Source organism: Bacillus sp. TE9106W (genome assembly GCF_054062215.1).
This window is the reverse complement of record NZ_JBSSFA010000011.1, coordinates 143,637-156,051: the sequence shown is the minus strand read 5'-3', so window position 1 is coordinate 156,051 and position 12,415 is coordinate 143,637. Positions and strand designations below refer to the sequence as shown.

At 37.1% G+C, this 12,415-nt stretch carries 11 protein-coding genes; 1 reads left to right on the top strand and 10 read right to left on the bottom strand.

What is annotated here, in order from left to right; translation table 11 throughout:
* Positions 1-98: 98 nt before the first annotated feature.
* Both ACVWY7_RS19635 and bdhA read right to left on the bottom strand, forming a co-directional pair.
* A complete protein-coding gene (locus tag ACVWY7_RS19635) occupies positions 99-443 on the bottom strand; it encodes a potassium channel family protein (RefSeq protein ID WP_000948230.1) in 345 nt (114 codons plus the stop codon).
* A gap of 118 nt (positions 444-561) precedes the next feature.
* Positions 562-1,614 carry a (R,R)-butanediol dehydrogenase gene (gene bdhA / locus ACVWY7_RS19630; protein ID WP_000645822.1) on the bottom strand — a complete coding sequence of 351 codons (1,053 nt, stop codon included), beginning with the start codon at positions 1,612-1,614 and terminating at the stop codon, positions 562-564.
* A 225-nt stretch (positions 1,615-1,839) separates the two neighbouring features.
* Here bdhA and ACVWY7_RS19625 point away from each other — a divergent pair, with 225 nt between their 5' ends.
* Positions 1,840-2,994: an MFS transporter gene (locus ACVWY7_RS19625; protein ID WP_073525627.1), complete on the top strand. Its 1,155-nt coding sequence runs from the start codon at positions 1,840-1,842 to the stop codon at positions 2,992-2,994.
* 285 nt (positions 2,995-3,279) lie between these two features.
* Here the strand turns inward: ACVWY7_RS19625 and inhA2 are convergent, their stop codons facing one another.
* From inhA2 to rbsR, 8 genes are all read right to left on the bottom strand, one after another.
* Positions 3,280-5,679, bottom strand: a complete 2,400-nt coding sequence (gene inhA2 / locus ACVWY7_RS19620) for a M6 family metalloprotease immune inhibitor InhA2 (protein WP_456523934.1) — start codon at positions 5,677-5,679, stop codon at positions 3,280-3,282.
* A gap of 316 nt (positions 5,680-5,995) precedes the next feature.
* Entirely contained in the window at positions 5,996-6,643 is a 648-nt protein-coding gene (gene fsa, locus ACVWY7_RS19615) for a fructose-6-phosphate aldolase (RefSeq protein WP_000667661.1), read from the bottom strand.
* Between the two features lie 34 nt (positions 6,644-6,677).
* The gene (gene rbsB, locus ACVWY7_RS19610) at positions 6,678-7,604 is read right to left on the bottom strand and encodes a ribose ABC transporter substrate-binding protein RbsB (RefSeq protein ID WP_000759004.1); all 927 of its coding nucleotides are present in this window, start codon (positions 7,602-7,604) and stop codon (positions 6,678-6,680) included.
* Positions 7,605-7,618: 14 nt separating this feature from the next.
* Entirely contained in the window at positions 7,619-8,554 is a 936-nt protein-coding gene (locus ACVWY7_RS19605) for an ABC transporter permease subunit (RefSeq protein ID WP_001074628.1), read from the bottom strand.
* Positions 8,555-8,556: 2 nt separating this feature from the next.
* Positions 8,557-10,041, bottom strand: a complete 1,485-nt coding sequence (gene rbsA / locus ACVWY7_RS19600; protein WP_212114877.1) for a ribose ABC transporter ATP-binding protein RbsA — start codon at positions 10,039-10,041, stop codon at positions 8,557-8,559.
* An 18-nt stretch (positions 10,042-10,059) separates the two neighbouring features.
* The gene (gene rbsD / locus ACVWY7_RS19595) at positions 10,060-10,455 is read right to left on the bottom strand and encodes a D-ribose pyranase (RefSeq protein ID WP_144508099.1); all 396 of its coding nucleotides are present in this window, start codon (positions 10,453-10,455) and stop codon (positions 10,060-10,062) included.
* Positions 10,452-11,348, bottom strand: coding sequence for a ribokinase (gene rbsK, locus ACVWY7_RS19590; protein WP_144508097.1), 897 nt, complete (start codon positions 11,346-11,348; stop codon positions 10,452-10,454). Before rbsK ends, rbsD begins: the two co-directional genes overlap by 4 nt.
* A 13-nt stretch (positions 11,349-11,361) precedes the next feature.
* On the bottom strand, positions 11,362-12,354 hold the full coding sequence (gene rbsR, locus ACVWY7_RS19585) for a ribose operon transcriptional repressor RbsR (RefSeq protein WP_002050857.1): 993 nt from the start codon (positions 12,352-12,354) through the stop codon (positions 11,362-11,364).
* Between the last annotated feature and the right edge of the window lie 61 nt (positions 12,355-12,415).

Here is a 12,415-nt window from a genome sequence, read left to right as displayed (position 1 = left end):
AGAAAAACTTCACGGCCTTTCCCCGATAGAATATCGGGAAAAGGCCGTGGCATAATACTCTTTTTATGACTGTCTACTTGACAGGGAGATGACCAGCTTTACTCTTTTTTTCTATTCGATAATATACTCGGTAGTTGTACATTAACTGCCAACTTATGAATAAATCCAAACACTAATCCAATCCCAATAAATATGTATAAGATTGTAAATATCTTTCCAAAATCAGTTTGCGGACTAAAATTCGCATCACCGACAGTCGTCAACGTGACCACACTAAAATATAAAGCGTCAAGAGGACGTAATCCTTCAACTGTACTATAAAAAATCGTACCGGATGTTAATGTTAAAAATGTTAATACGCATAATACTTGAAATTCTTTATCTTTCCACGCTCGTAAACAAGCTTTTAGCATCCGTTTCAATGTCAACATAAATGAAAGCATTAGACTTCCCCTTCCAAACAAAATACCTGTAGTTACAGGAAAGTCTATCACCTTTCTGTATAGAAAAAAAGTAGCCCTTTTCTATTTCTAGAAAAGGGCTACTTTTTACTATTCTATATTATTTAGGTGAAACAAGAATTTTCACTTGTGTTTTATCTTTTACAAGTGCTTCAAATCCTTCTTCAACAACTTGATCCACTGTGATTTTTTTCGTAATTAATTTCTCTGCCTGAATTTGGCCAGAACTAATTAATTTAATAACAGCTGGGAAGATATGACGGTATCCTAAAATACCAACCACTTCTTTTTCTTTTAGTACAAGATTATTTGGAGTAATTGTTGCGTCTTTTTCCCATACACTAACAATTACAGTTTGTCCTTCAAAGCTTGTGCTTTCAATTGCTTGACGAAGTACTACTTCAACACCAGTTACTTCAAAGCTTACATTTACACCTAAACCATTTGTTAAGTTGCGAATTTCAGCTAATACATCTTGAGTCGCTGGATTCAATACGTAATCCGCACCTGCTAATTTTGCTAACTCTTGACGTTCTTTAGAAAGTTCAACTGCAATAACAGGAGTTGCTCCTGCTGCTTTAGCTGCTTGGATAACAAGAAGTCCAATTGGACCACAACCAAATACTGCTACAGCTTCCCCTTCTTTTAATTTACTTTGACGTACTGCATGAACCGCTACTGCTGCTGGTTCTACAAGAGCACCTTGTTCATACGTCATTTCATCTGGAATATGGTGAACCATATCTTCTGGTACTACTGTATATTCAGAGAAACCGCCGCCTTCTCCGCCAAGACCGTGGAAAACAAGTTGTTCACAAACATTGTAATGTCCATGTTTACAAGCTTCACATTTACCACAAGAATAAATTGGTTCTACAACGACGCGGTCTCCCACTTTATGAGATGTAACGCCTTCACCGATTTCAACTACCTCACCGCTAAACTCATGACCTAAAATAACCGGTGCTTTTACATGTGTTAATGGATGCTCTTCTGTCGGAATAAAAATAGGTCCTGCTAAATATTCATGCAAGTCTGTTCCGCAGATACCACACCATTTAACTTTAATCTTAACTGCTCCTGGTTTTACAGTTGGTTCTGGTACTTCTTCTACTCTTACATCACGTTGATTATGCCAAAGTAATGCTTTCATTTTATACATCCCTCTCTATGTATATACTTAACCTGGTGAAGTTTACAAATCTATTATAATACTTCTATCCATATATTTCAAAAAAACAATCTCATTCCCACTAAATTTTAACAAATAACGTTCAATATTTTGTCACTTTGTACTTTTTTCCACATCTGTTAATTCAATTTCATTGCGGTTGAAATTCGCATTATGCCATAATAGCATAGGAGAGGTGAATATCGCTTGAAATATTTTATTTACTTTATTGTTATCGTAGCGTTTCTAGATACATTTTCACAATTACCTATTATGAGTACGTTCGCTCAAAGTCTTGGAGGATCCCCTCTTATTATTGGGCTAGTTGTCGGCATGTACTCATTCGCTAATATGATCGGTAATATTATTGCTGGCGCTGCTGTTGATAAATTTGGTGCAAAAAAAATACTTTATATAAGCATGGGACTTACGAGTTTCATAGTCTTGTTATACACTGTTGTTCAAAGTGGTGAACAACTATTAGTTGTGCGCTTTATGCATGGCTTTAGTGACGGATTTTTAATTCCTGCTGCCTTTACATTTTTATCAAAACAAACAAATGCAGCAAGACAAGGTAAGGCAATGGCCCTATCTGGTGCTGCTGTTGGAACAGCGGCAATTGTAGGACCTGCTTTTAGCGGTATTATGAAAGCAACTGCTGGTATAGAGTGGGTGTTCATTACCATTTCTATTTTAATGGTTCTTGGTACAATCGTATCTCTATTCTTCTTACCAAATAACGTATCAAGAAAAGATACTTCAAGAACACAAATGATGAACAAAGAAGATATGTTTGAACTATTGAAATCAGAACCGTTATTACAGGCGTATATTGGTGCTTTCACACTCATGTTTTCACAAGGAATTGTCACTTATATGTTACCAGTGAAAGTTGAGGCATTGGCACTTAAAGCATCTACAACAGGCATGATGTTAAGTGTATTCGGCATTACCGCTATCCTCTTCTTCTTACTACCGACAAATCGTATTTACGATCGATTTAATCGTTCAAAACTAATGTTAATTGGTATTGCAGTAATGGCATTAGCATTATCTTTACTTGGATTATTCGCAACAAAAGGCATGCTCTTTATCGTTATGATGATTTATGGCATTGGATTCGCTATCCTTTTCCCATCGATAAATGCATTACTTGTTGAAAATACGACAGATGATAAACGCGGAAAAGCATTCGGATTGTTTTATGCTTTCTTCTCATTAGGAGTTGTTGCTGGATCCTTTACAGTTGGAGCAATCGGGGCATCCCCTAGCGTCAGCTTCGTTATTGGAACTGCATTCTTATTAACATTTGCCGGTATGATTTATGTAAGAAGCAAAGTAAAAAAGACAATGATGGGTTAATGCCATCATTGTCTTTTTTTCGCCTAATATATATTACTTTTGCATATAACCAAGTAATACTGTAAACAAACTTATGTATAAAAGCAATACTACCTTCTTTCTTTAAAAAAGAAAGTTTACAAATACCGACGATACTTCGACAATTTCCTCGGAAATATTTCCTTTCCCTACATAATTTGATACACTACATATGAACAGACACTTATATTACATAAGCTAAAATAATAACTTACTGTACAAATTTAAAAAGAACACTCTTCATATGAAGAATGTTCTTTTCTATTATTAACGTTTAATCCAAACAGCGCCTGCTGATTTATCATCTGCCTGTCCAACAACTTGGAATTTAAGTCCGAGGTTTGGAACTTTTCTTCCTGCGTCTGCAATTTGGTTGTTACTATATACTTTTGAATCATCAAAAGTTGTAACGCCTTGTAATCCAGAATAGTTAAACTGTCCACGTGTTAATGAATTTACACTCCATGCTGGTGTTTGATCAAATGAAAATGCAGCGTCTGCAATTTGCATACCTGTGTTACCATAAGCTGGTTTTCCGTTTAAATTGCCAACAAATGCTTCTGGATGAGAGTCTACAACCCCAAGGAATCCTTCACCTGGATGCACCCCAACCCAGTTATCTTTAAAGCTATCATCTGCATACCAAACGACAAGACCTGTATTATACACTGGACCTTTTCCTGCTTTTAATCCATTATCTGATCCTGCATAGTTTCTCCACTCTAAGTAGTAATAATGAGCTTTTTTCTCTGTCCCATCAGAAACAACAAAACCATTTAAATTCATTTTAGACTGTCCTTCTACATCATCAGAAAATACTACTTGTCCATCAACAGTTACATTTACATGATCCATCGCGAAACCTTTATATGTTACAGCTGGATCTGTAATATAATCGAATTGTAGTTTCACTTTTTTTCCTTTAAATTGACTTAAATCATATGATTTATCAATCCATTTTCCATCTGTTGTATCTTTATCTCCTTGGACTACTTTTTCTCCAAGTCTATCAATTAATGTTTTCGTTCCATCTTCTGTTACTGCATGAACTTCAACAAAATCGCACTCTGCTTCTAACTCATAATTTGCTTTATAATCAAACTTTGCATTTGTTTCTTTTGTTAAATCAAAGAGCGGTGTTTCTAATGTTGTATGCATATCATCGCCTCTTGTACTATAATATGCATGCTTTCCAAACTCCGGTTTAATCGTTTCAACACTTTTGCCTGGTAAGTTAACACGTACAACACCTGGACGATTTGATTTCGTAACACTTTGATCAATATATGTAGGAACTCCTACACCACGCTTAATTTTATCGTAATCTACTTCTAAAATTTTTGCCCAGTTGCCTCCCATATTCTTTTGTAAGAAATCTTTATTTTGTGGTGAAAAACTAGTTGGCTCTGTTCCTGCAATTTTCCCTGTCCAACTACCTCCACTCATTAATGACCAAGCTTCGACAGGTGAACCAGTTCCAGTATATTTCGTATCATATTCATCTGGTAAGCCAAGATCATGTCCAAATTCATGCGCAAATACACCTACTGCTCCATCTTCTGGTTCAATTGTGTAATCATGTGCTGCTACTTTGCCACTAAAGTAATCTACCTTTGATTTTGTCCCTTCAATTGCTACTGGATCTATTGCTAATTTTGAACGATGTGACCAAATGGCATCATCACCTAATTTACCTCCACCAGCTTCTTGACCAACACCAGCATGGATTACCATTAAATGATCAATTACACCGTCAGGTTCATTTTGATTTCCATCACTATTTGTATCATATCTATCAAACTGATCAAATTGAGATAAATCTAAACCTTTCTCAGCAGCTGCATGTAAAGCTTCTTTCACTAAATCACGTGCGCCTTTTGGACCTTTATTATCGTGACCACTACTACCATCCGCTCCATAATCAGATGCTTTTCCTGGAACGGTTAACCATTCAGTTACATATCCGTCTGTCGTATAACTACCGCCAGACTGCTCTTCATAGTATTGTTTAAATGTTTTTACTTTCGAACCATCAAATAATGTGTACGGCTCATTACCAAATAACATCTTTTGATAATGCTCTCTACTAAAGTCATTCGAATACATATAACCTGGTGTTTGATCAATATTATTATGTTTATAATCACTAAATTCAACGAGTAACACTAATACTTTATCCGTTCGAACAGACCCCTTATATGGCGCTTGCTTTGCTTTAGATGTTGGAACTTGTCCATTCAATTGTTTTTTATTTGGTTCAGGCTTTTGCTCAGGGCTAACATTTTTTTCAGGTTTCTTTACTTTCTCCTTTTCTTCCATTTTTTTCTCTTTTACTTTTTTCACGAAATCAGATGCCTCTTTAGCAGTATCAGCTGGAAGAATTTCTTTATTTGCCTGATCTCCTTGTTTCTTTTCAATATATTTCTCTACAGCCTTTTTCGTCTCTTCTTTAGAAGATGCTGGATTAATTGTTCCTCTTTCTTTCAGCGCTTCCGCTAGACGATCTTCTTGAATTAAATTGTAATCAATTGGTGTTGTAGACACATTTTCTTTCTCTTTTGCTGGCGTTTCTGCGTACGCTAATGGAGCACTCATTACAGATGTACATCCGATAATTGCCGCAATTGCTAATGACGATAACACTTTAAGTGGCGCTTTTCTTCTCATTCTATTTCTCTCCTTTTATAAAACTTAAAATTCAGATAAATAAGTGCATTTAAATCAAAAGCTCTACTTTCTGCCCTCCCTATATAAAAAGGCATAATTCTATAAACATTAAGCTTTCTGTTATAGAATCATGCCCTCCAGTTTTCTGGTCAGACTCTCTATCTGTCTATATCAAAATATGCAAAATAAAGAGTGATTTGTATATATTAAATAGTTTATATAACAAATTTAAAAGACAATATGCAAAATTGCATGAAAATTCTTTTAAATACAAAAAAGAATCCTAGTCACTTAAACTAGGATTCTTGATTTTCTATTATTTCTCTTGTGTTTTTTCCCAATCAGCTAAGAATTTCTCAATTCCTTGATCTGTTAGTGGATGCTTCACTAATGAAGCAATTACGTTTGCTGGGATTGTTGCAATATGTGCACCATTTAATGCTGCGTCAGTTACGTGAACACTGTGACGTACAGATGCTGCGATAATTTCTGTTTCGATGCCATGAATTGCAAAGATTTCTGCGATTTGGCGAATTAAGTCCATACCGTTATGACCGATATCATCTAAGCGACCTAAGAATGGTGAAACGTATGTTGCACCAGCACGAGCTGCAAGTAATGCTTGAACTGCTGAGAACACTAATGTAACGTTTGTACGAATTCCTAAGTCAGAGAACGCTTTTACTGCTTTTAAACCTTCTGTTGTCATCGGAACCTTTACAACAACGTTTGGAGCAATTTTCGCTAACTCTTTTCCTTCTTCGATCATTTTATCTGCTTCTAAGCTAATTACTTCTGCACTTACAGGTCCTTCTACAACGTTGCAAATTTCACGAATGCGCTCGTGGAAATCTACACCTTCTTTTGCTACAAGTGATGGATTTGTCGTTACTCCAGCTAATACGCCTAATGCATTTGCCTCTTTAATTTCGTTAATATTTGCTGTATCAATAAAGAATTTCATTTGTTATTCTTCCTTCCTAATTTTCAATTTATATTTATTTATTTTTCTTAATAAGCTCTAATTCAATCGGAATAGATTTGTCCACTTTTTTACCTTGCGTGATCTCTTTTGCTGTTTGCATCGCCTTCTCCCCGATTAATTCCGGTTTTTGAGCAACTGTTGCAGCCATACGCCCATCGTTAACCGCTTTCACAGCATCTTCAGTTGCATCAAATCCAACAACGACTACATCTGTTTTTCCAGCAGACTTCAATGCTTCAAGTGCACCTAATGCCATCTCGTCGTTATGCGCAAATACCGCTTTAATATCACCATTTGCTTGCAAAATATTTTCCATAACAGATAATCCTTTCGCTCTATCAAAATCAGCTGCTTGTTTAGAAACTACTTTTAAAGACTTATCGGCTACGTTATGGAATCCTTTCCCGCGTTCACGAGCTGCAGAAGAACCAGGGATTCCTTCTAATTCAGCAACGTTTGCTCCTTCGCCGACTAATTCACGAATGTAATCACTAGCCATTTGACCACCTTCAATATTATTAGAGGCAATGTGAGAAACAACTTTACCTGAATTCGCAACGCGGTCTACTGTAATAACAGGGACATTCGCTGCATTTGCCGCACTTACTGCTGAAGCAACAGCATCTGAATCGGTTGGATTAATAACAACTACATCGACACCTTTTTGAATTAAATCTTCAACATCATTTGTTTGCTTTGCTGCATCATTTTGTGCATCAACAGCAATCAATTCAATGCCGCTTTCTTTCGCTTTCTTTTCTGCCCCTTTTTTCAAAGTTACAAAAAATGGATTGTTTAAAGTTGAAACAGAGAATCCAACTTTAATAGTTTTATTTCGACCTTTATCGCTAGAATCCTTTGCCCATTCTGGTGGTTCCATTGAACAACCAGCAGTAATGACCATCATACATGCAACAAGTATAAGTAACCATTTCTTCATAAACTGTCCCTCCATTACGCTTCTTTTCGACGATCAATTAGTACAGCTAGTAAGATTACAAGTCCTTTTACAACTTGTTGGAAGAAAGAAGATACACCTAATAAATTTAAACCGTTATTTAGTACACCGATAATAAGTACACCGATGAATGTACCAACAATCCATCCTCTTCCCCCAGAAAGACTTGTTCCACCTAATACAACTGCTGCAATTGCATCTAATTCGTAAGAAGTACCTGCAGTCGGCTGTGCAGAATCTAGTCGTGATGTTAAGACAATACCTGCAAGCGCTGCCAAAATGCCGGAAAGACCGTAAATCATTACTTTAATTCTCGTAACATTAATACCTGATAATGCTGCTGCTGCTTCATTTCCACCAATTGCAAATGTACGGCGACCAAATGTCGTTTTCTTCAAAATGAAGTACAGTACTGCGAAAGCGATCATCATTGTAACAGCTGGTACTGGAATACCGAGAAAATAACCGCGGCCAAACATTTGGAACATTAAATGATCACCAAGACCAGTGATCGGACGTCCGTCCATATAAACAAGCGTCAACCCGCGAAAAATAGTCATTGTTGCTAAAGTCGCAATAAATGGAGCTACTTTTCCCTTCGCTATGATGATACCGTTTACAATTCCCATTACAAGACCAGCTAATAATCCAACTGCCATCGCAAGGAACGGGTCCATGCCACTTGCCATCATTCCAGCAACAAGTGCACTTGATAATGCTAAAATAGAACCTACCGATAAGTCAATACCCCCTGTTAAAATTACAAAGGTCATTCCGAATGCAATAAGCGCATTAATCGATACTTGACGCAGTATATTAAATAAATTTGGAATTTCAATAAACGCTGGATTTAAAGCCGTAATTACTACAATAATTAGCGCTAGTCCAATTAAAGACCCAAGTTGTTGTAATACATTCCCCTTCTTAGCCATCCTTACTCTCCCCCTGTAGCTAGTGCCATAATAGACTCTTGCGATGCCTCATCTTTCTCTAAAATGCCGCCGACTTTTCCTTCATGAATAACAAGAACGCGATCACTCATCCCTAAAACTTCTGGAAGCTCAGATGATACCATAATAACGGCATCTCCTGCTTCGGTAAGCTTATTCATAATAGAGTAAATTTCTTTTTTCGCTCCAACATCAACACCCCTTGTTGGCTCATCTAAAATGAGTAACTGCGGGTGGATACCTAACCATTTTGCAATAACAACCTTTTGCTGATTTCCACCAGAAAGAGATTTCACAGCTTGCTCTCCACTAGATGCTTTCACATTAAGAAGTTTCATCATGTCCGCTGTAAACTGTTGTTCTAGTTCGTTACTTAAGACGCTTCCCTTTGAAAGACTTTCTAAATTCGGTAAAGCTAAATTTTCTCGAATTGAGAAATCTAGCACTAACCCTTCAGATTTTCTATCCTCTGTAATGAAAGCTATTCTTTGTCTAATCGCATCTATCGGACTATCAATCTTTACTTCTTGTCCATTTATAAAAATTTGGCCAGAATCTAAAGGTTCGTATCCAAATATCGCTTTCATAATATCTGTACGGCCAGCTCCCATCAAACCAGCAACACCAAGGATTTCACCTTTTCTCACCTGAAACGATACATTTTCAAACTTCCCTTTTTTCGTTCCATTACGCATCTCAAAAATCACATCGCCAATTTGACTATTTCGTTCTGGGTAACGTTCACCAATGCTGCGTCCCACCATCATACTCACTACTTCATCAAACGATGTTTCCGGAATGGATCTCTTTCCGACGTATTCCCCATCACGTAAAATCGTAATGGTATCACATATTGAAAAAATTTCTTCCATTCGATGTGAGATATAAACGAACGAAACGCCTTCTTTACGTAATTTATTAATGACAGTAAACAACGTTTCAATTTCACGATCTGTTAATGCAGCTGTAGGCTCATCCATAATAATAACGCTTGCATTTGTCATTAGTGCTTTCGCAATTTCGATAATTTGCTGTTGTCCAACCGATAACTCTCCTGCCAACATAGCGCCTTTTACATGTAATCCTAACTCTGCTAGTTGCTGCTGCGCAATCGCGTTCATTTGACGCGTACGTAAAATACCTGTCTTCCCATACATTAACTCTTTACCGAGAAACATATTTTCAGCTACTGTTAAATTCGGTAATATGTTCAATTCTTGATGTATAAATGCAATACCGTACTCTTCAGCTTCTTTCGCATTTTTAAAAGTTCGTTCTTGTCCATCAATCGTGATCGTTCCACCATCTCTTTTGTATACACCTGTTAAAATCTTCATGAGCGTTGATTTACCCGCTCCATTTTCCCCCATCAATGCATGGACTTCTCCTGTTTCAATCATAAATTGTGCATTCTTCAAAACAGGATTGCCATTGAACGCCTTTGAAATATTTTTCATTTCAATACGCATTCCCATCACTTCCCTTTATTAAAAAATCACGCCTGCATGTAAAATTACATTGGCATAAGGCGTAGCCTCACCTGTACGAATAATAGCTTTCGCTTTCTTTGTATGCTCTTTAAATTGTTCATGACATACATATTCAAACGCTGGTTCTATTAATTTTAGCTCGATTTCTTTATTTACTTCCGCATTGTTGTTAATGACTTCTTCTGCTAACGTCACTTTTTCAATTGCCATATCATCCGCTACCACTTGCAATACATCTAAAAAGCTAGGTTTTCCTATTTCAACAGCTAGATCAATTCTCTTTACTCCGGCAGGAATTGGTAAACCGCAATCAGCGATTACAATCGTATCCGTATGCCCAAGTGAAGCAAGCACTGCTGCAATCTCACTGTTTAATACGCCGTGCTTTTTCACCCGACAATCACCTGCACTTCACGTACTCTATCTCTCGTTGGCATACCGCCTTGCGCCCCAAGCTTCGTTACAGAAAGACCACCAGCAATATTCGCAAAACGAATTGCTTTTTGAAGTGTTTCTCCTTCAGAAAGCGCAACTGCTAATGCACCATTAAATGTATCACCAGCTCCAGTCGTATCTACTACATCAACAGCAATGCTAGGAACATGTACAATCTCCGTACCATTATGGAAACGTACACCGTTAGAACCTTCTGTTATCAATAGTTTATTCGGATATTTAGCCAGTAAATCTTCAATTGGCGATGTGAAATCATCTAATACGATGCGGCACTCATGTTCATTTGGTGTAATATAAGTTGCCTTTTCTAAAATATCTTCTGATAACACTTGTGCCGGTGCTGGATTTAACATAACCGGGATTTTGTGTTCCTCACAAATAGCCAATACATATTTTACTGTTTCAAGCGGAATCTCTAGTTGAAGCACAACCATATCAGCTTTTATAAGAAGATCTTTTGAACGATTTACAACCGACTCATTTACAAGAGCATTCGCCCCTTGCACGACAACAATACTGTTATCTTCTTCTGCTAAAACGATATGAGCAATTCCTGTCGCCGCATCTGTAACCGGTACCACATAGTCGATAAAAACGCGTTCGTTCTCTAAATTTTTCTTCACTACAGTTCCATAATTATCGTCTCCTACCGCTCCAACCATCGCTACATTTGCGCCTAATCTAGCTGCAGCAACCGCCTGGTTAGCTCCTTTCCCTCCTGGAATTGTATGAAATGCTTCACCAATTACTGTTTCCCCTGCTTTCGGACGTTTTTTTGAAACGGCCACTAAGTCCATTGAAATACTACCTACTACTGCAATATTTGGCATCTATTTCATCTCCTTACTTCGTTGTATTTCGTTCTATAATTTCAATCGGTAAACGATAGTGTTTCTCTTCTAATACGTTTCCTTCCATCTGCTCTAACAGCAGTTCTGTTGCAACTTTCCCCATTTCATAAATTGGCTGTGCAACAGTTGTAATAGATGGATACATCATCTCTGTTAAAGAAATTCCATCGAATCCGATAATTTGTAAATCATCCGGAATAGAAATCCCCTTTTGAAGCGCAGCCTTTACGATACCTATTGCAATTAAATCATTCCCAGCAACAATTCCATCAATATGCGGGTATTCTTCTAATAGTTCCACCGCTACACGCTCACTATTAGCTGGATCAAATGTACTCTCTGCAATCATATAAGAAAGATTATTTTGCGTAATAACGTCTACAAAGCCTTCAAAACGTTCATTAGCTGTACTTACGTCACGCGGTCCACGAATATGCGCAATATGTTTACAGCCTTTATCTATTAATAACTTTGTCGCTGCCTGACTTCCCGCATAGTTATCTGCATACACAGCAGGTATACGCTCATTAAACATACGGTCAATTGCAACGACTGGTACTGACAAGTTCATGTAATTCACACTATTTTGTGGATTTGTCGCTACAATAAATCCATCTACATTATTTTGCCTAAGTACATCAATATATTGCTTTTCTTTCTCTAAACTTTCATCAGAGTTACAAAGTACAACTGTATACCCTTGCTTATGAGCTACATCTTCTACGGCACGTGCAACTTCTGGAAAGAATGGATTCACGATATTTGGAACAACTAAGCCAATTAAACGAGATTTTTTATTATACAGTGAACGCGCTACTGTACTAGGCTTATAGTCTAGCATCTCAATCGCTCGTTCTACTTTCTTTAACGTATCCTCATGAACATATCCATTTTTATTTAACACTCTGGAAACGGTCGCAACAGATACTCCCGCTAATTTTGCAACGTCTTTAATCGTACTCATTCTCTTCTCTCTCCATTTCATGTAACCGTTTACAGAAAATAATATAACGTATTTCTAGAAATACGTCAATCATTTCTCAAGA

What these genes read in the sequence shown, in the direction of transcription:
- inhA2 (WP_456523934.1), bottom strand. Translation starts at nt 5,679, where the DNA reads ATGAGAAGAAAAGCGCCACTTAAAGTGTTATCGTCATTAGCAATTGCG.
- bdhA (WP_000645822.1), bottom strand. Translation starts at nt 1,614, where the DNA reads ATGAAAGCATTACTTTGGCATAATCAACGTGATGTAAGAGTAGAAGAA.
- rbsK (WP_144508097.1), bottom strand. Translation starts at nt 11,348, where the DNA reads ATGCCAAATATTGCAGTAGTAGGTAGTATTTCAATGGACTTAGTGGCC.
- rbsB (WP_000759004.1), bottom strand. Translation starts at nt 7,604, where the DNA reads ATGAAGAAATGGTTACTTATACTTGTTGCATGTATGATGGTCATTACT.
- ACVWY7_RS19605 (WP_001074628.1), bottom strand. Translation starts at nt 8,554, where the DNA reads ATGGCTAAGAAGGGGAATGTATTACAACAACTTGGGTCTTTAATTGGA.
- fsa (WP_000667661.1), bottom strand. Translation starts at nt 6,643, where the DNA reads ATGAAATTCTTTATTGATACAGCAAATATTAACGAAATTAAAGAGGCA.
- ACVWY7_RS19635 (WP_000948230.1), bottom strand. Translation starts at nt 443, where the DNA reads ATGCTTTCATTTATGTTGACATTGAAACGGATGCTAAAAGCTTGTTTA.
- rbsA (WP_212114877.1), bottom strand. Translation starts at nt 10,041, where the DNA reads ATGCGTATTGAAATGAAAAATATTTCAAAGGCGTTCAATGGCAATCCT.
- rbsR (WP_002050857.1), bottom strand. Translation starts at nt 12,354, where the DNA reads ATGAAATGGAGAGAGAAGAGAATGAGTACGATTAAAGACGTTGCAAAA.